This is a genomic window from Pantoea sp. Taur, from assembly GCF_009830025.1.
GTDB classification, from domain to species: Bacteria; Pseudomonadota; Gammaproteobacteria; order Enterobacterales; family Enterobacteriaceae; genus Pantoea; species Pantoea communis.
In genome coordinates this window covers 121,021-137,397 of the sequence record NZ_SZZZ01000014.1, presented here as the reverse complement: position 1 = coordinate 137,397, position 16,377 = coordinate 121,021, and the positions used below count along the sequence as shown (strand labels likewise).

Sequence of the window (16,377 nt, the reverse complement as noted above, 5' to 3'; positions counted from 1 at the left end):
TCCTGCGAGTGCCCACACAGATTGTCTGATAAATTGTTAAAGAGCGGTGCAATCAGCGCCTTAAGCTGCTGTTGCGAGGTGGCGTATATTACGCTTTCCTCCTTCAGAGTCAAACACTTTTTTCAGCGTTTTTCTCCGGCGGGATGAATTTCTTCACTCCCTGCTGAGCCGTCTGCGTTGCCGCTTTGCCGTCTCAGTGGTGGCGCATTATAGGGATCCGATTTTTTTGCACAACCCCTTTTTTCGATCTTTTTAATCGACTGGCGAGTTTTCAATCTTTTCGCTGAGATCGCGAGCGATCCGCTCAAAATTCATCTTGTTTGCCAGCCTGATAAGCCGCAGGCTAGGGGTATAAAGTGCAAAAGGAGAAAGATCATGTCTGTAGCCCTACGACCTTATAAGAACCATTTTCCAGAAATCGGCGATCGCGTAATGATCGATCGCAGTAGCGTGGTGGTGGGTGAAGTGCAGCTCGCCGACGATGTCAGCATCTGGCCACTGGTTGCTATCCGCGGTGATGTGAACAAAGTCGTGATAGGTAAAAGAAGCAATATTCAGGACGGCAGCGTTTTGCACGTCACGCATAAATCCACCAGCAACCCGGAAGGGCACCCTTTAGTGATTGGTGAAGACGTGACTGTAGGCCATAAAGCAATGCTGCACGGCTGTCATATCAGCGATCGCGTGCTGGTTGGAATGGGATCGATTTTGCTGGATGGCGTGTTTGTTGAAGAGGATGTCATGATCGGAGCGGGTAGTCTGGTTCCGCCGGGTAAAAGACTGGAGAGCGGCTATCTCTATTTAGGCAGCCCGGTGAAACAAATCCGCCCATTGAGTGAGGCGGAAATCGCAGGTCTGCTCTATTCATCGAGCAATTATGTTGGCTGGAAAGATGAATACCTCGCTCAGGAGAGCCAGATCCAACCTTGATCATCGATCTCATCCTGCCGGATAAGCGCTTCCGCTTCTTCTTCCAAATCCCAGCGATGCGCGCTAAACAGCGCCATCGCTGCACCCGTTCCGAATCGATCCTGTAATGCGTCGGGCTTGATGGCACAAGTTAACCCCATTCCTTGCACCAACACCGGAAAGACGATCGCTCCTCGTTCCTCGTCCCAACTTTCACGATCGGGAAAATGGATCGCCTGATTCACTCCTTCATGGCCTGCTTTAATTGAGCAATAACGGGGGTAATTTCTGGCATCACGCCATGCCATAATTGGAAAGCATGTGCCGCCTGCCCCACCAGCATGCCCAATCCATCTGCCAGCTGACCCGCACCGTGCTGCTGACACCACAACAAGAATGGCGTCAGCCCTTGCTGATAGAACATGTCGTAGCAGCGTGTTTGCGGGGTGATCAATGAGTCTGGCAACGGCGGCACTTTACCCTCAACGCCACTGGAAGTTGCATTGATGATCAGATCAAATGCCTGGCCGGAGAGCTCAGCAAAGCTGCTCGCCTGGATATCCCCACTATGCTGGAAGATATTTGCCAATTCTTCAGCGCGGGCAACCGTTCGGTTGACCACTACCACTGAACATCCAAAAGAAAGCAGGGGAAGGATCACACCACGAGCCGCACCACCGGCTCCCACCAGTAAAATGCGGTCACCAGAACGGATCAAATTCAATCGTTCCAGATCGCTTAGCAGGCCAATCCCATCGGTATTATCACCAAAGATCGAGCCATCTGCCTTTTTCTTTAATGTGTTAACCGCCCCAGATAAGGCTGCACGTTCACTGAGTTCATCGGCCAGTTCCCACGCCTGTTGTTTAAACGGCAGTGTGACATTTGCACCTTTTCCACCGACAGTAAAAAAGTCGCTAATTGACTGAGGAAACCCCTCCAGCGGTGCACAAACCCGGCCATAAGAGTGCGCGATTCCTGTCTGCTCGGCAAAGAGGCTATGAATGAAAGGTGACTTACTGTGTGCAATGGGATGACCAAAAACGGCGAAGTGTTCCATAAATTAACCCTGACGAATAAGTTCGCCGCTGATAACGTCGCGAATTTCAGAAGGATTTAGCCGCCCGCCCGTTGCAGCATGCAACACGGGGAATTGAGCACCGAATTGCTGTGCAACTTCATCAGCATTGCGGCACGGCGCCTCGCCGGAGAGATTGGCGCTGGTAGACACCAATGGTTTGCCGAAGCCACGGCAAAGTGCCTGCACATCCGGATGATCGCTAACGCGGATAGCCAGCGAATCGAAACGTCCTGTTAGCCAGCGTGGCGTATGCGGTGTTGTCGGAACAACATAAGTCACCGGCCCTGGCCAGCTAGCAAACATGCGCTCACGCTGTAGCACCGTGAGTTCGCGATCGGCAATGTAGGGTTCCAGCTGCGCATAATCTGCTGCAATCAGGATAAGCCCTTTCTCAACCGGACGCTGTTTTAGCGCCAGTAAGGCCATGACGGCGCTTTCGCTATCGGGATCGCAACCTAAACCAAACACCGCTTCGGTTGGATAGGCAATAACGGCCTGCTGTTGTAGTTGCTCGATGCAAAATTCGAGACTTCCGGGGACATACGCTTTTTGCTTCATGATCGTTCTTCGTCCTGGGCGATGAGCTTGCCACAGCGTTTGCTGGCGCATAAGCGCTTCATGCCTTGTGCGGTTTTCTTCTCTATTAATAAGGGAAACTGGCAATGCGGGCAGATACCTTCAACAGGCGTTGCATTGATTGCAAATTGGCAATCGGGGTAACGGTCGCAGGAGTGAAAGGTTTTGCCATAGCGCGAACGGCGCTGAACCAGCTTTCCGTTCTGACATTGGGGACAGGCAATCGCGGTCTCGTCGGGCTTATCGATAGTTTCTGTGTAATCACATTCCGGATAGTGGCTACAACCAACAAACATTCCAAATCGCCCCTGACGCAGAACTTTATCTGCGCCGCACTGAGGACACGCGTGCCCTTCCAGCACTTTAACGATATGCCCATCGGCCTGATTTTTCAGGGGACGAACATAATCACAGGTTGGATAATTCACACAGCCTAGAAACGGGCCGTGTTTACCACTGCGTATCACTAAATCTGCCCCGCAAGCGGGGCAGGGATCGTGTTTACGCACAGAAAATAGTGCTGATTTACTCATATTTCCGGATGCATTAATCGCAAATTAATGCAGCATACCTTCATTGACGTCGAATAACAGTTCTTCCATCTGCTGATAAGCGTTTTCACATCCAGGGATGTTAAACAGCACCATCAGCACCACCCATTTGAGATCTTCAAGATCAAATTCCTGAGTATCAAGAGCCGTGACCCGTTCGATGACCATCTCGCGCGTTTCCATATTCAGCACCTGAACTTGTTCCAGGAACAAAATAAAACCGCGACAATCAGCATCAAGACGCTGGCATTCCTCGTCCGTATAAATTCGCATTGAGAGCGGATCTGCGGCCAATTGTACAGGCGCCACCAGACCATCCTGATAGTCCGCTAAACGTTCAAGCCAATTCAACGCATTGTAGATATCTTCACGATGAAAACCCGCATCGGCCAAATCATCGGTCAATTTATCCTGGTCAACACGCATTTCAGCTTCGTTGTGGATATAGGTCTCAAACAAGTACATAAGTACGTCGAACATGGCATGCCCTCCTCAATCGGACATAGCCGCCGGGTACAGCTGCGATCCATCCTGCTAACTCCAGCTCCAGCAACTGGGCTGCGATAACTGGCACAGGTTGGCCGGCACGTTCAGCGACGACGTCAACAGGTGTAACCTCATCACCTACGTTAGCCAACACGCTTGCAAATGGCAATGGAACATCGTCACTGTCTTGTGAATATATTGTTTCTGAAGTGGTTGCCGGCAGCCATTGCAATGTGGAATGCAAATCTTCAAGGATGTTATTTGGATGGGCAACCAACAGTGCCCCCTGCTGAATCAACCAATGCGTACCTTCACTGCCATCATTACCCAATGCTCCGGGTAATGCATAAACATTGCGGTTTTGTTCCAGCGCGCAGCGAGCCGTGACCAGCGAACCGCTTTTCAGTGAAGCCTCAACGACCAGCACTCCCTGACTTAACCCACTGATGATGCGGTTACGGCGCGGAAAATTCACCGCATGTGGCGCCATATCAAGAGGAAATTCAGAGACTAAAGCCCCTTCGTTATCCATGATCGCCTGCGCCAGCGACTGATGGCTTTTGGGGTAGATATGTTGCAAGCCGCTGCCCAGCACTGCGATTGTTTTTCCACTTGCGTCCAAGGCTGCACGGTGTGCAACGCCATCAATACCGCGAGCCAGCCCGCTAGTGATGGTCAACCCACTGAGTGCAAGTTGCTGTGTAAACCATGTGCCCCACTCTTTGCCATAGTGGGAACAGTGCCGACTGCCCACCACAGCTAATTGCGGTGTCTGTAAAACGGAGATGTGCCCAGCCACATAGAGCAATGAGGGGCGTTGACTGATTTCAGCCAGGGGGCCCGGATAATCAGCATCTATGCAGGAGACTAAATGATGATGAGGTTGATCCAGCCACTGTAACGTGCGCGCCAGTTGCCGTGGGCAATAATCGTTAAACTGTTGGCGCTGCAATTCATTCAAACCATGGCTGTGCAGTAATTCGTCATCGACGGCAGCACCGTTTTGCAAATTCCGCGCGAGATTCACTACGCGATGCCGGCGCAGGCCTTTAACATTTGCCAGCCGGAGTATCCCTTCCACTCGCTCCACGCGTCCATCCTTAAGCCCGCTCACATGCGGTGCAATGCTGTCAATCAGGCCACAAAAAGTCTACAATATGAGGTAGTAATCTTTTCTTTAACGCATACAGATCTGGATATTTATGTCAGTTTTGCAGGTATTACATTTCCCTGATGATCGCCTTCGCAAAATCGCTGCGCCGGTGGCTACCGTAAACGCAGACGTTCAGCGCATTGTCGATGGCATGTTTGAAACCATGTACGCCGAAGAAGGCATTGGCTTAGCGGCCACTCAGGTCGACATTCATCAACGCATCATTGTTATCGATGTTTCTGAAAATCGAGACGAACGTCTGGTGTTGATTAACCCGGAACTGCTGGAAAAAAGCGGTGAAACCGGTATTGAAGAGGGCTGCCTCTCAATCCCTGAACAGCGTGCCTTTGTGCCGCGTGCGGAATGGGTCAAAGTCCGTGCGCAGGATCGTGACGGTAAGAGCTTCGAGCTGGAAACGGATGGTCTGCTGGCGATTTGTATCCAGCATGAAATCGATCATCTGGATGGCAAGCTGTTTATCGATTATCTGTCGCCGCTGAAGCGTCAGCGCATCAAACAGAAACTGGAAAAGCTGGCCCGCATGAACGCACGCGAAGCCTGAGTACTAACAGAAGGTTAAACTGTGTCTGCATCGCTAAAAATTATCTTTGCCGGTACACCTGACTTTGCAGCGCGTCATCTCGACGCGCTGCTTGCTTCTGAGCATCAGGTAGTTGGCGTATTTACTCAGCCCGACCGTCCATCAGGACGCGGTAATAAACTCACTTCAGGCCCTGTCAAAGTGTTGGCACAGGCACATGATGTTCCCGTGTTCCAGCCAAAATCGCTAAAACCTGAAGAGAATCAGCAACTGGTTGCTGACCTGCAAGCCGATATCATGGTGGTGGTGGCTTATGGCCTGATTCTGCCGAAGGCGGTTCTCGATATGCCGCGACTCGGTTGCATTAATGTCCATGGTTCACTGTTGCCACGCTGGCGCGGCGCGGCGCCCATTCAGCGTTCGCTCTGGGCTGGCGACAGCGAAACCGGCGTGACCATTATGCAGATGGATGTGGGTCTGGATACGGGTGACATGCTGCATAAGCTCTCCTGTCCTATCACGCCTGAAGACACCAGCGCATCACTGTATGACAAGCTGGCCGAGCTTGGGCCACAAGGTATGCTGGATACACTCGATCTGCTTGCCAGCGGCAAAGCTCAGCCTGAAGTGCAGGATGAAGCGCTGGTTTCTTACGCTGAGAAGTTGAGTAAAGAAGAGGCGCGTCTTGATTGGTCACTTTCTGCTGCACAGCTTGAGCGCTGCATTCGTGCCTTCAATCCCTGGCCGGTGAGTTTCTTCCTGATCGAGGATCAACCCGTCAAAGTGTGGCAGGCTAGCGTTCTACCTCATCAGAACAAACAGCCGGGCGAAATCATCCATGCTGATAAAAATGGCATTCAGATTGCCACCGCTGACGGCGTACTCAATCTACTTTCGCTGCAGCCTGCGGGTAAGAAAGCCATGTCCGCGCAAGATCTGCTGAATTCGCGTCGTGAATGGTTTGCCACTGGCACCCTTCTGGCCTGATCTCCAGCCCGGTTTAACCGGGTTTTTTGTTTGATGAATGAATATGAAAAAAACAACTAACCTGCGTAGTCTCGCCGCGCAACTGATTGAACGCGTGGTAGATAAAGGCGAATCGCTCAGTGCCATTCTGCCTGGCGCGCAAAAAACATTGGCTGATAAAGATGGCGCGCTGTTGCAGGAACTCTGCTTTGGCGTAATGCGCACTCTGCCGCAGTTGGAAGCGCTGATTGGCAAACTGATGGAGCGCACGTTAACGGGAAAGCAGCGCGTACTGCATTACCTGATTATGGTTGGGTTGTATCAGTTGCTGTATACGCGTGTGCCAGCGCATGCCGCACTGGCCGAAACGGTTGCCGGTGCAGAAGTCCTGAAGCGTACGGCGCTGAAGGGATTGATTAACGGTGTACTGCGTCAGTTCCAGCGTCAGCAAGAGGAACTGGTTGCTGCAGTGGATCAAGGCCCACAGCGCTACTGGCATCCCGGTTGGTTGCTTAAGCGTTTGCAGACCGCCTGGCCAGATCAATGGCAGCAGATCGTTGACGCCAATAATCAGCGACCGCCGATGTGGTTGCGCGTCAATCGCCAACACCATAGCCGTGATGCGTGGCTGAACCTGTTGCAGGCTGAAGATAAAGCAGCTTTCCCTGCCGATGCGCCGGATGCTCTGCGTCTTGAATCCCCTGCTCCTGTCAGTCAGTTACCGGGCTTCGATCAAGGATGGGTGACAGTACAAGATTTGTCTGCACAGCGCTGTGCTCTGCTGCTTGAGCCACAAAATAATGAAGCCATTCTCGATCTCTGCGCAGCGCCTGGCGGCAAGACCACGCATATTCTGGAAATAGCCCCTCAGGCAAACGTGCTGGCCGTGGATATTGATCAACAACGTTTGACCCGCGTGCATGAAAATCTGCAGCGCCTGGGTATGCAAGCTGAAGTGCGTCAGGGCGATGGCCGGACACCTGCAGAGTGGTGCGGCGACCAGCAATTTGACCGTATTCTGCTGGATGCACCTTGTTCTGCAACCGGAGTGATTCGACGTCACCCTGATATCAAATGGTTGCGGCGTGATCGTGATATCCCAGAACTGGCTGCACTGCAGCGCGAAATCCTCAATGCAGTTTGGCCACGTTTGAAATCCGGCGGCACGATGATTTACGCGACCTGCTCCATCCTGCCCGAAGAAAACCATCAGCAGATCGCGGCCTTTTTGGCTGAGCACGATGATGCCGCCGCTGAGCAGCTGCCCGAAGGCCAAATCAACGGATGGCAAGTCTTCCCGAGCGTTGATGGCGGTGACGGATTCTTTTACGCTAAGTTGATAAAGAAATAGTGCGGCGCATTCTGACAAGAGCGATTCAACGATGAAAATTATTATCCTCGGCGCCGGGCAGGTTGGCGGCACACTTGCTGAAAACCTGGTGGGCGAAAATAACGACATCACTGTTGTTGATACGGATGCCACCCGTCTGCGCGCGTTGCAGGACAAATTTGACCTGCGCGTGGTGCACGGCCATGGTTCCCATCCACGTATATTGCGTGAAGCCGGTGCTGAAGATGCCGATATGCTGGTTGCTGTCACCAGTTCCGACGAAACCAACATGATTGCCTGTCAGATTGCCTATTCGCTTTTCAATACGCCAAACCGAATTGCCCGTATTCGCGCGGCGGAATATTTGCGCGATGCCGAAAAGCTGTTTGTACCGGAAGCCGTACCTATCGATCATTTGATTTCACCGGAACAGTTGGTTATCGACAACATCTATCGCCTGATTCAGTATCCTGGCGCATTGCAGGTAGTTAACTTTGCCGAAGGGAAAGTGAGCCTTGCAGTAGTTAAAGCCTATTACGGTGGGCCACTGGTAGGTAACCCGTTGTCCATTTTGCGTGAACATATGCCGCATATTGATACACGCGTAGCGGCTATTTTCCGTCAGGACCGCCCTATTCGCCCTCAGGGTTCCACGATTGTCGAAGCGGGTGATGAAGTCTTCTTTATTGCCGCGAGCCAGCATATACGCGCGGTAATGAGCGAAATGCAGCGCCTTGAGAAACCCTACAAGCGCATTATGCTGGTCGGCGGCGGCAACATCGGTTTTGGTTTGGCCCAGCAGTTGGAAAAACAGTACAGCGTGAAGTTGATTGAACGTAATCAACAACGCGCAGCAGAACTGGCTGAGCGTCTGCACGACACCGTGGTGTTTTATGGTGATGCTTCAGATCAGGAGTTGCTCGCCGAAGAACATGTTGATCAGGTGGATCTTTTCATCGCCGTCACCAATGACGACGAAGCCAACATTATGTCGGCCATGCTCGCAAAGAAGATGGGAGCGAAAAAGGTCATGGTTTTGATCCAGCGTCGTGCTTATGTCGATCTGGTTCAGGGTAGCGTGATCGATATTGCCATCTCTCCGCAGCAGGCCACCATTTCCGCCCTGCTTGGTCACGTGCGCAAGGCAGATATTGTTGGCGTCTCCTCACTGCGACGTGGCATTGCCGAAGCCATTGAAGCTATTGCGCACGGTGAAGAGACCACTTCCCGCGTAGTGGGTCGTTTAATTGAAGATATCAAACTACCGCCGGGTACGATTATTGGCGCTGTCGTACGTGGCGATGAAGTGATCATTGCTAACGACAACGTACGTATTGAACAGGGCGATCATGTCATTATGTTCCTGACAGATAAGAAGTTTGTCCCAGATGTTGAACGTCTCTTCCAGCCAAGTCCTTTCTTCCTCTAAATCGCCGCGGGCGTTTGCCCGCCGTGATAATTTTGCTTAATCCGCTGTTATCATGGCAATTGCACAAAGGTTTGTTAGACTTTAGCCATTGGCCAAGGCAAGGAGATAACAATGAGTTTATTCAAAGAGTTTCGTGATTTTGCAATGCGTGGGAACGTGGTGGATTTGGCAGTCGGTGTGATTATCGGTGCCGCTTTCGGCAAGATTGTTTCATCACTGGTCGCGAATATCATCATGCCACCACTGGGATTACTGATTGGCGGAGTCGATTTTAAACAGTTTAAGTGGGTCCTAAAACCGGCCGAGGGTGATGTACCTGCTGTCGTAATGGAATACGGTAACTTTATTCAAACCATTTTTGATTTTGTCATCGTCGCCTTTGCCATCTTTATGGCCATCAAACTGATGAACAAGCTGTATCAGAAGAAAGAAGTTGAAAAACCAGCGCCAAAACCAACCAACGAAGAAGTGTTGCTCACTGAAATTCGCGATCTGTTGAAACAGCAGAACAGCGATAAACTGTGATAAAAAAGCCGCCAAGTCCAGGCGGCTTTTTTGTCTGTAAAGCAGAAGGCCAGTGATAAACTTTTCTGCTTATCACTGGCCTCCCAGTTTCTACCCTTCGCATGTTTATCTTTACGTCGGTAGCTGCCTTTCCCTTTCTGATTCTGTTCAACTCGCTGACGAAACAGCGGATCATGTAACAGTGCCTCCAAAGCGTTATCGTTAATCTTGCCTTTGCGATGCTGATAGCGACTCATAGTGTCCTCCGGTTAATAATGGCGCAACTATAGGCTTTCCTGCGTGAAATTCAATCCTTGCTACAACAAATTTCCACCTGCGGCTCTTCACCTTTTTCCAGCGCTTCAAGAATAGAACAGCAGGCGCTGCTATGTAGATCCCCGCAACAGGTCGCGGCTAAACGTTCTAATGAGCGCTGAATGGTTTGCAACTCGGCAATCATGCCATTCACTTCATCCAGACGCCTGGCCACGATCGCTTTGGACTCCTGGCAGGTATGGTGCTCGGGATCGATACGGATCGATAATAAACCGCGGATCGAATCCAGGCTGAAACCGAGCTGACGCCCATAGCGGATAAAGCGTAAGCGCTGAAGATCATCATCGTTATAGAGACGGAATCCGCCTTCAGTGCGAATCTCATGATCCATCATTTGCTGCTTTTCATAAAAACGTATGGTGTCAGGTGTAACGTCAGCAAGTTTAGCCAACTGGCCAATTTTATACATGTTACTTCTCCTGCAGCAGACGGTGCCGAATGGCACCGCCATATTCACCACGTAAAAAATCTGTGCTCATTCCGGCCTGCTGTAACTTCATCTCCAGCAGAGTTAATCTTTTTTTGAGTTCACTGGCTTGATGATCGTCAGGATCCAAATGCTGTAAAAGATCGTTGAGTTGCGCAGCTTCGCGGCGCATTTCAAGTTCAGGGGGTAAAAAACCTGAGTTTTTCAGTAATCGATATGCCGTACGTAACTCAGGCGGCACGCCACTTTCGTCTTCGAGCTGTAAAGGTGCACCTTCACCCGGTAGATTACTCAGTTCACCTTTTTCCTGCGCGGCGCGTATCTGCTGTTCTACCAGCTGGTCAATTAACCACATAATGAACCTCTACGACTTACAACAGCGTTCAGCATAGCGAAAGATGGGGGGATGGGGAATTGGAGGCAATAAAAAACCCGCCGAAGCGGGTTTTCTACGTTACTGCAAATTACTCTGCAGCAGCTTCTGCTTGAGCTTCTGGACGATCAACCAGCTCGATGTAAGCCATCGGAGCGTTGTCACCAGCACGGAAGCCACACTTCAGAATACGAGTGTAACCACCGGCACGGCTCGCGAAACGCGGGCCCAGCTCGTTAAACAGTTTTGCCACGATCTCGTTATCACGAGTGCGGGCGAATGCCAGACGACGATTAGCTACGCTGTCGGTCTTGGCAAGAGTAATCAGCGGCTCAACTACGCGACGCAGTTCTTTGGCTTTCGGCAGAGTCGTTTTGATGATCTCGTGACGAACCAGAGAACCGGCCATGTTGCGGAACATAGCCTGACGATGGCTGCTGTTGCGGTTCAGTTGACGACCACTCTTACGATGGCGCATGACCTTATCCTTCTCAGTGAAACCTTAACCTGTGATCTGATTATTCATCAGCAATGCTTGCTGGTGGCCAGTTTTCCAGGCGCATGCCCAGAGACAAACCACGTGAAGCGAGCACATCTTTAATCTCAGTAAGAGATTTTTTACCAAGGTTAGGCGTTTTAAGCAGCTCAACCTCGGTACGCTGTACCAGATCACCGATGTAGTGGATAGCTTCTGCCTTGAGGCAGTTAGCAGAGCGGACAGTCAATTCCAGATCGTCAACAGGGCGCAGCAGGATCGGATCGAATTCTGGTTTCTCTTCTTTCACTTCCGGCTGACGTACATCACGTAAGTCAACGAAAGCTTCCAGTTGTTCTGCCAGGATGGTAGCCGCACGACGAATCGCCTCTTCAGGATCGATTGTGCCGTTGGTTTCCATTTCGATGACCAGCTTGTCCAGGTCGGTGCGCTGTTCTACACGCGCTGCTTCAACATTGTAGGCGATACGGTCTACAGGGCTGTAGCAAGCGTCAACCAACAGACGGCCGATTGGGCGCTCATCTTCTTCCGAATGAATTCGGGCAGAAGCCGGCACATAACCACGACCACGCTGAACTTTGATACGCATGCTAATAGATGCGTTTTCATCGGTCAGATGGCAGATCACATGCTGTGGCTTGACGATTTCGACATCACCGTCGTGGGTGATATCGGCTGCAGTCACAGGGCCAATGCCAGATTTATTCAAAGTAAGGATGACTTCATCTTTACCCTGAACTCTTACCGCCAGCCCTTTCAGATTGAGCAGGATTTCCAGGATATCTTCCTGTACGCCCTCTTTGGTGGAGTACTCGTGGAGCACGCCATCGATCTCAACCTCGGTCACCGCGCAACCCGGCATGGAAGAAAGCAGAATACGGCGCAGTGCGTTGCCAAGAGTATGGCCAAAGCCACGCTCTAACGGCTCAAGGGTCACCTTGGCGTGCGTCGAACTCACTTGCTCGATATCTACCAGGCGCGGTTTTAGAAACTCTGTCACAGAACCCTGCATTGTGTCCTCTCTTTGGTACTAAGCTTTACTTAGAGTAAAGCTCGACGATCAGGTGTTCGTTAATGTCCGCAGACAGATCAGTACGTTCAGGAATACGCTTGAACACACCTTCCATCTTAGTCGCATCAACTTCCAGCCAGGTTGGCTTTTCACGCTGCTCAGCCAGCTCCAGAGCGGCCTTCACGCGAGATTGCTGTTTGGCTTTCTCACGGATGCTAACGACATCATTCGGAGATACCTGATAAGAAGCGATGTTAACAACGCGACCGTTCACCAGGATAGATTTATGGCTAACCAGCTGACGTGCTTCTGCACGAGTGGCACCAAAGCCCATACGGTAAACAACGTTATCCAGACGACCTTCCAGCAGAGCCAACAGGTTTTCACCGGTGTTGCCTTTCAGACGTGCTGCTTCTTTGTAGTAGTTACGGAACTGACGCTCAAGCACGCCGTACATACGACGAACTTTCTGCTTCTCACGTAACTGACCGCCGTAGTCAGACAGACGCGGTTTACGCGCACCGTGCTGGCCAGGTGGTTGTTCAATTTTGCACTTGGTATCGATCGCGCGAACGCCAGACTTAAGGAATAAGTCGGTGCCCTCACGACGGCTCAGCTTGAGCTTAGGACCCAAATATCTTGCCATTTTCTTTCTCCAACTAACCTAAAAACGGGCGTTAAACGCGACGTTTTTTCGGCGGACGACAACCGTTGTGAGGGATTGGAGTCACATCAGTAATATTAGTGATGCGGAAACCAGCAGCGTTCAGAGCACGAATTGTTGATTCGCGACCTGGACCTGGACCCTTAACCATAACTTCCAGATTCTTAATACCGTAATCTTTCACTGCTTCTGCACAGCGCTCTGCAGCTACCTGAGCAGCAAACGGAGTAGATTTACGTGAACCGCGGAAACCGGAACCACCGGCGGTTGCCCAACCCAGTGCGTTACCCTGACGATCAGTGATGGTAACGATGGTGTTGTTAAAAGATGCATGGACATGAGCCACGCCATCTGAGACTTGCTTTCTTACACGCTTGCGTGCACGAACTGGTGCCTTTGCCATTATTTACTCACCCCGATTATTTCTTGATCGGTTTACGCGGACCCTTACGGGTACGTGCATTGGTCTTAGTACGCTGACCGCGAACTGGCAGACCACGACGATGGCGTAAACCACGATAGCAACCAAGGTCCATCAGACGCTTGATGCTCAGGGTGATTTCACGGCGCAGATCACCTTCAACAACGAATTTACCAACTGCTTCACGCAGCTGTTCAATTTGTTCTTCAGACAGCTCTCTGATCTTAACATTTTCAGCGATACCCGTTGAAGCGCAGATGGCTTTAGAACGGGTCTTGCCGATACCGAAGATCGAAGTTAATGCGATTACGGTATGTTTTTGATCAGGAATGTTAATGCCTGCTATACGGGCCACTATGCACTCCTATAATTAAATAAATGCGTCCCATGCTGAAAAGCCCGTTTTCAGGATACTCAAATGGTAACGCATCGACATACAAAAGATTGGCTGGCTAATCTAGCCAGCTCAACCCGACTTTGCAAGAAAAATATGTGACAATATCAGCCTTGGCGCTGTTTATGCTTTGGCTCGGCGCTGCAAATCACACGTACGACACCGTCGCGGCGGATGATTTTGCAGTTACGACATAATTTCTTGACGGAAGCACGAACTTTCATTTTTACTCTCCGTAACTTCTCAAGCGCCTGAATTAACGGCCGTAGCCTTTCAGGTTTGCTTTCTTCAATGCAGACTCATACTGACTCGACATCATCAGAGTTTGCACTTGAGCCATAAAGTCCATGATGACAACCACTACGATAAGCAGCGATGTGCCGCCAAAGTAGAAGGGAACCTTCATGGCATCACGCATGAACTCCGGGATCAGGCAGATAAAGGTAATGTACAGTGCGCCGATTAAGGTCAAACGTGTCATTACTTTATCGATATACTTCGCCGTTTGCTCTCCCGGACGAATTCCCGGTACGAATGCTCCAGACTTCTTCAAGTTATCAGCTGTTTCACGTGGGTTGAAAACCAACGCCGTGTAGAAGAAACAGAAGAAGATGATTGCAGTCGCATAGAGTAGCACATAAAGCGGCTGTCCTGGTTGCAAATACAGCGAAATTGTTGTCAGCCAGTTCCAACCGGTTCCGCCCCCGAACCATGACGCGATGGTTGCTGGGAACAGAATAATGCTGGAAGCAAAGATAGCCGGAATTACACCCGCCATATTCACTTTCAACGGTAAATGTGTGCTCTGTGCAGCATATACACGACGACCTTGCTGACGTTTAGCGTAGTTGACCACAATGCGGCGCTGGCCACGCTCAACGAAAATAACAAAGAACGTCACTGCAAATACAAGAACTGCAACCAACAGCAACAGGAGGAAGTGCAGGTCACCTTGCCGCGCTTGCTCGATGGTATGGCCAATGGCCGGCGGGAGACCCGCAACAATACCTGCGAAGATAATGATCGAGATACCGTTACCGATACCTCGTTCAGTAATCTGTTCGCCCAGCCACATCAGGAACATTGTCCCGGTAACCAGACTTACAACAGCGGTAAAGTAGAATGCGAAACCTGGATTCATTACCAGGCCTTGCATTCCAGGCATATTCGGCAGACCGGTAGCAATACCGATCGACTGGAATACAGCCAGAACCAGGGTGCCATAGCGAGTGTACTGGCTAATCTTACGACGACCAGCTTCACCCTCTTTCTTAATCTCGGCCAACGCGGGATGAACCACCGTCAGCAACTGGATAATAATAGAGGCCGAAATATACGGCATAATACCCAGTGCGAAGATTGAGGCACGACTGAGAGCACCACCAGAGAACATGTTGAACATTTCAATGATGGTGCCACGCTGTTGCTCAAGCAGTTTGGCAAGTACAGTGGCATCGATACCAGGGATTGGAATAAAAGAGCCAATACGGAAGACAATCAGTGCACCGATAACAAACAAAAGTCTGCGCTTCAGTTCACCAAAGCCACCTTTGGCACTTTGAAAATCTAATCCCGGTTGCTTTGCCATCTGCTACTTATTCCTCGATTTTACCGCCAGCAGCTTCGATTGCAGCACGCGCACCTTTAGTGACACGCAGACCACGAATCGTTACCGGTGCAGAAACTTCACCAGACAGAATCACTTTCGCGAACTCGATCTGAACACCGATGATGTTGGCTGCTTTCAGAGTATTCAGGTCAACAATACCGCCTTCAACTTTCGCCAGGTCAGACAGACGAACTTCTGCAGTGACCATTGCTTTGCGAGAGGTGAAACCGAATTTCGGCAGACGACGATACAGAGGCATCTGACCACCCTCGAAACCGCGACGTACGCCACCGCCAGAACGAGAGTTCTGACCTTTGTGACCACGACCACCGGTTTTACCGAGGCCAGAACCGATACCACGACCCAGACGCTTAGAAGCGTGTTTAGACCCTTCGGCCGGAGACAGAGTGTTTAAGCGCATCTCTTACTCCTCCACTTTCAGCATGTAGGAAATCGCGTTAACCATACCGCGCACTGCTGGCGTGTCTTCACGCTCAACGGTATGACCAATACGACGCAGACCCAAGCCAACCAGAGTGGCTTTGTGCTTAGGCAGGCGGCCGATTGAACTGCGGGTTTGTGTAATTTTAATAGTCTTAGCCATCGTGATTACCCCAGAATTTCTTCAACGGATTTACCACGCTTGGCAGCGACCATTTCTGGAGAATTCATATTGCCCAGGCCATCGATAGTTGCACGAACCACGTTAATCGGGTTAGTAGAACCATACGCTTTAGCCAGAACGTTATGCACTCCAGCAACTTCTAAAACAGCGCGCATTGCACCGCCGGCGATGATACCGGTACCTTCAGAAGCTGGCTGCATGAACACACGAGAACCCGTGTGAGCACCTTTAACAGGGTGCTGCAGGGTGCCGTGAGTCAGCGCGACGTTAATCATGTTGCGACGGGCTTTTTCCATCGCTTTCTGGATCGCTGCTGGAACTTCACGCGCTTTACCGTAACCAAAACCAACGCGGCCGTTACCATCACCCACTACAGTCAGTGCGGTGAAGGAGAAAATACGACCACCTTTTACAGTTTTAGATACACGGTTTACCGCGATCAGTTTTTCCTGCAGTTCGCCAGCTTGTTTCTCGATGTTTGACATCTTAGACCT

General features: G+C 50.8%; 24 protein-coding genes and 1 pseudogene. 6 read left to right on the top strand and 19 right to left on the bottom strand.

Annotation, left to right across the window (positions count from 1 at the left end):
* Positions 1 to 375 precede the first annotated feature (375 nt).
* Positions 376 to 930 carry a gamma carbonic anhydrase family protein gene (locus FD744_RS18420; RefSeq protein WP_160834664.1) on the top strand — a complete coding sequence of 185 codons (555 nt, stop codon included), beginning with the start codon at positions 376 to 378 and terminating at the stop codon, positions 928 to 930.
* Here the strand turns inward: FD744_RS18420 and FD744_RS18415 are convergent.
* From FD744_RS18415 to dprA, 6 genes are read right to left on the bottom strand one after another with little or no spacing between them, the layout of a single operon-like run.
* Entirely contained in the window at positions 906 to 1,154 is a 249-nt protein-coding gene (locus tag FD744_RS18415; RefSeq protein WP_097119782.1) for a DUF1488 domain-containing protein, read from the bottom strand. The genes FD744_RS18420 and FD744_RS18415 overlap by 25 nt on opposite strands.
* Positions 1,151 to 1,969 carry a shikimate dehydrogenase gene (gene aroE / locus FD744_RS18410; protein ID WP_097119783.1) on the bottom strand — a complete coding sequence of 273 codons (819 nt, stop codon included), beginning with the start codon at positions 1,967 to 1,969 and terminating at the stop codon, positions 1,151 to 1,153. The genes FD744_RS18415 and aroE overlap by 4 nt, the downstream gene beginning before the upstream one ends.
* 3 nt (positions 1,970 to 1,972) lie before the next feature.
* Positions 1,973 to 2,548 (bottom strand): L-threonylcarbamoyladenylate synthase type 1 TsaC, encoded by a 576-nt coding sequence (tsaC, locus tag FD744_RS18405; protein ID WP_045833801.1) that lies wholly within the window; start codon positions 2,546 to 2,548, stop codon positions 1,973 to 1,975.
* Complete coding sequence (locus FD744_RS18400; protein ID WP_072226551.1) at positions 2,545 to 3,099, bottom strand: type I DNA topoisomerase; 555 nt, start codon at positions 3,097 to 3,099, stop codon at positions 2,545 to 2,547. Before FD744_RS18400 ends, tsaC begins: the two co-directional genes overlap by 4 nt.
* 24 nt (positions 3,100 to 3,123) lie before the next feature.
* Positions 3,124 to 3,597, bottom strand: a complete 474-nt coding sequence (gene smg / locus FD744_RS18395; protein ID WP_034830723.1) for a DUF494 family protein Smg — start codon at positions 3,595 to 3,597, stop codon at positions 3,124 to 3,126.
* Positions 3,569 to 4,693 (bottom strand): DNA-protecting protein DprA, encoded by a 1,125-nt coding sequence (gene dprA, locus FD744_RS18390; RefSeq protein ID WP_160868924.1) that lies wholly within the window; start codon positions 4,691 to 4,693, stop codon positions 3,569 to 3,571. The genes smg and dprA overlap by 29 nt, the downstream gene beginning before the upstream one ends.
* A gap of 112 nt (positions 4,694 to 4,805) precedes the next feature.
* Here dprA and def point away from each other — a divergent pair, with 112 nt between their 5' ends.
* The 5 genes from def (at position 4,806) to mscL (ending at position 9,547) form a co-directional block, all read left to right on the top strand.
* On the top strand, positions 4,806 to 5,318 hold the full coding sequence (gene def, locus FD744_RS18385) for a peptide deformylase (protein ID WP_160868923.1): 513 nt from the start codon (positions 4,806 to 4,808) through the stop codon (positions 5,316 to 5,318).
* 21 nt (positions 5,319 to 5,339) lie between these two features.
* Positions 5,340 to 6,284 carry a methionyl-tRNA formyltransferase gene (gene fmt / locus FD744_RS18380; RefSeq protein WP_160868922.1) on the top strand — a complete coding sequence of 315 codons (945 nt, stop codon included), beginning with the start codon at positions 5,340 to 5,342 and terminating at the stop codon, positions 6,282 to 6,284.
* 43 nt (positions 6,285 to 6,327) lie between these two features.
* Positions 6,328 to 7,614 carry a 16S rRNA (cytosine(967)-C(5))-methyltransferase RsmB gene (gene rsmB / locus FD744_RS18375; RefSeq protein WP_160868921.1) on the top strand — a complete coding sequence of 429 codons (1,287 nt, stop codon included), beginning with the start codon at positions 6,328 to 6,330 and terminating at the stop codon, positions 7,612 to 7,614.
* A gap of 31 nt (positions 7,615 to 7,645) precedes the next feature.
* Entirely contained in the window at positions 7,646 to 9,022 is a 1,377-nt protein-coding gene (gene trkA / locus FD744_RS18370) for a Trk system potassium transporter TrkA (RefSeq protein WP_160868920.1), read from the top strand.
* Positions 9,023 to 9,133: 111 nt separating this feature from the next.
* Positions 9,134 to 9,547 (top strand): large-conductance mechanosensitive channel protein MscL, encoded by a 414-nt coding sequence (gene mscL, locus FD744_RS18365; protein ID WP_034830732.1) that lies wholly within the window; start codon positions 9,134 to 9,136, stop codon positions 9,545 to 9,547.
* A 38-nt stretch (positions 9,548 to 9,585) separates the two neighbouring features.
* Here the strand turns inward: mscL and FD744_RS25920 are convergent.
* The 13 genes and pseudogenes from FD744_RS25920 to rpsE all read right to left on the bottom strand — a co-directional run.
* A pseudogene (locus FD744_RS25920) lies at positions 9,586 to 9,783 on the bottom strand (alternative ribosome-rescue factor A); the annotation flags it as partial.
* A 50-nt stretch (positions 9,784 to 9,833) separates the two neighbouring features.
* Entirely contained in the window at positions 9,834 to 10,271 is a 438-nt protein-coding gene (gene zntR / locus FD744_RS18355; protein WP_058960612.1) for a Zn(2+)-responsive transcriptional regulator, read from the bottom strand.
* A gap of 1 nt (position 10,272) precedes the next feature.
* Entirely contained in the window at positions 10,273 to 10,644 is a 372-nt protein-coding gene (locus FD744_RS18350) for a DUF1992 domain-containing protein (protein ID WP_160868919.1), read from the bottom strand.
* A gap of 109 nt (positions 10,645 to 10,753) precedes the next feature.
* Positions 10,754 to 11,140, bottom strand: coding sequence for a 50S ribosomal protein L17 (rplQ, locus tag FD744_RS18345; protein ID WP_003850180.1), 387 nt, complete (start codon positions 11,138 to 11,140; stop codon positions 10,754 to 10,756).
* A 40-nt stretch (positions 11,141 to 11,180) separates the two neighbouring features.
* A complete protein-coding gene (locus tag FD744_RS18340; RefSeq protein ID WP_007891688.1) occupies positions 11,181 to 12,170 on the bottom strand; it encodes a DNA-directed RNA polymerase subunit alpha in 990 nt (329 codons plus the stop codon).
* Positions 12,171 to 12,195: 25 nt separating this feature from the next.
* Positions 12,196 to 12,816: a 30S ribosomal protein S4 gene (gene rpsD, locus FD744_RS18335; RefSeq protein ID WP_007891687.1), complete on the bottom strand. Its 621-nt coding sequence runs from the start codon at positions 12,814 to 12,816 to the stop codon at positions 12,196 to 12,198.
* Between the two features lie 31 nt (positions 12,817 to 12,847).
* On the bottom strand, positions 12,848 to 13,237 hold the full coding sequence (rpsK, locus tag FD744_RS18330) for a 30S ribosomal protein S11 (protein ID WP_004160563.1): 390 nt from the start codon (positions 13,235 to 13,237) through the stop codon (positions 12,848 to 12,850).
* Positions 13,238 to 13,253: 16 nt separating this feature from the next.
* On the bottom strand, positions 13,254 to 13,610 hold the full coding sequence (gene rpsM, locus FD744_RS18325) for a 30S ribosomal protein S13 (protein ID WP_034830736.1): 357 nt from the start codon (positions 13,608 to 13,610) through the stop codon (positions 13,254 to 13,256).
* A gap of 146 nt (positions 13,611 to 13,756) precedes the next feature.
* Positions 13,757 to 13,873 (bottom strand): 50S ribosomal protein L36, encoded by a 117-nt coding sequence (gene rpmJ / locus FD744_RS18320; protein ID WP_004160566.1) that lies wholly within the window; start codon positions 13,871 to 13,873, stop codon positions 13,757 to 13,759.
* Positions 13,874 to 13,905: 32 nt separating this feature from the next.
* On the bottom strand, positions 13,906 to 15,237 hold the full coding sequence (gene secY / locus FD744_RS18315) for a preprotein translocase subunit SecY (RefSeq protein ID WP_007891686.1): 1,332 nt from the start codon (positions 15,235 to 15,237) through the stop codon (positions 13,906 to 13,908).
* Positions 15,238 to 15,244: 7 nt separating this feature from the next.
* Complete coding sequence (rplO, locus tag FD744_RS18310; protein ID WP_034830738.1) at positions 15,245 to 15,679, bottom strand: 50S ribosomal protein L15; 435 nt, start codon at positions 15,677 to 15,679, stop codon at positions 15,245 to 15,247.
* A 3-nt stretch (positions 15,680 to 15,682) separates the two neighbouring features.
* Entirely contained in the window at positions 15,683 to 15,862 is a 180-nt protein-coding gene (rpmD, locus tag FD744_RS18305) for a 50S ribosomal protein L30 (protein ID WP_021186404.1), read from the bottom strand.
* Positions 15,863 to 15,867: 5 nt separating this feature from the next.
* Positions 15,868 to 16,368 (bottom strand): 30S ribosomal protein S5, encoded by a 501-nt coding sequence (rpsE, locus tag FD744_RS18300; protein WP_007891679.1) that lies wholly within the window; start codon positions 16,366 to 16,368, stop codon positions 15,868 to 15,870.
* Positions 16,369 to 16,377: the final 9 nt, after the last annotated feature.

What these genes read in the sequence shown, in the direction of transcription:
- FD744_RS18420 (WP_160834664.1), top strand. Translation starts at nt 376, where the DNA reads ATGTCTGTAGCCCTACGACCTTATAAGAACCATTTTCCAGAAATCGGC.
- aroE (WP_097119783.1), bottom strand. Translation starts at nt 1,969, where the DNA reads ATGGAACACTTCGCCGTTTTTGGTCATCCCATTGCACACAGTAAGTCA.
- tsaC (WP_045833801.1), bottom strand. Translation starts at nt 2,548, where the DNA reads ATGAAGCAAAAAGCGTATGTCCCCGGAAGTCTCGAATTTTGCATCGAG.
- FD744_RS18400 (WP_072226551.1), bottom strand. Translation starts at nt 3,099, where the DNA reads ATGAGTAAATCAGCACTATTTTCTGTGCGTAAACACGATCCCTGCCCC.
- smg (WP_034830723.1), bottom strand. Translation starts at nt 3,597, where the DNA reads ATGTTCGACGTACTTATGTACTTGTTTGAGACCTATATCCACAACGAA.
- def (WP_160868923.1), top strand. Translation starts at nt 4,806, where the DNA reads ATGTCAGTTTTGCAGGTATTACATTTCCCTGATGATCGCCTTCGCAAA.
- rsmB (WP_160868921.1), top strand. Translation starts at nt 6,328, where the DNA reads ATGAAAAAAACAACTAACCTGCGTAGTCTCGCCGCGCAACTGATTGAA.
- trkA (WP_160868920.1), top strand. Translation starts at nt 7,646, where the DNA reads ATGAAAATTATTATCCTCGGCGCCGGGCAGGTTGGCGGCACACTTGCT.
- mscL (WP_034830732.1), top strand. Translation starts at nt 9,134, where the DNA reads ATGAGTTTATTCAAAGAGTTTCGTGATTTTGCAATGCGTGGGAACGTG.
- zntR (WP_058960612.1), bottom strand. Translation starts at nt 10,271, where the DNA reads ATGTATAAAATTGGCCAGTTGGCTAAACTTGCTGACGTTACACCTGAC.
- FD744_RS18350 (WP_160868919.1), bottom strand. Translation starts at nt 10,644, where the DNA reads ATGTGGTTAATTGACCAGCTGGTAGAACAGCAGATACGCGCCGCGCAG.
- rplQ (WP_003850180.1), bottom strand. Translation starts at nt 11,140, where the DNA reads ATGCGCCATCGTAAGAGTGGTCGTCAACTGAACCGCAACAGCAGCCAT.
- FD744_RS18340 (WP_007891688.1), bottom strand. Translation starts at nt 12,170, where the DNA reads ATGCAGGGTTCTGTGACAGAGTTTCTAAAACCGCGCCTGGTAGATATC.
- rpsD (WP_007891687.1), bottom strand. Translation starts at nt 12,816, where the DNA reads ATGGCAAGATATTTGGGTCCTAAGCTCAAGCTGAGCCGTCGTGAGGGC.
- rpsK (WP_004160563.1), bottom strand. Translation starts at nt 13,237, where the DNA reads ATGGCAAAGGCACCAGTTCGTGCACGCAAGCGTGTAAGAAAGCAAGTC.
- rpmJ (WP_004160566.1), bottom strand. Translation starts at nt 13,873, where the DNA reads ATGAAAGTTCGTGCTTCCGTCAAGAAATTATGTCGTAACTGCAAAATC.
- secY (WP_007891686.1), bottom strand. Translation starts at nt 15,237, where the DNA reads ATGGCAAAGCAACCGGGATTAGATTTTCAAAGTGCCAAAGGTGGCTTT.
- rplO (WP_034830738.1), bottom strand. Translation starts at nt 15,679, where the DNA reads ATGCGCTTAAACACTCTGTCTCCGGCCGAAGGGTCTAAACACGCTTCT.
- rpmD (WP_021186404.1), bottom strand. Translation starts at nt 15,862, where the DNA reads ATGGCTAAGACTATTAAAATTACACAAACCCGCAGTTCAATCGGCCGC.
- rpsE (WP_007891679.1), bottom strand. Translation starts at nt 16,368, where the DNA reads ATGTCAAACATCGAGAAACAAGCTGGCGAACTGCAGGAAAAACTGATC.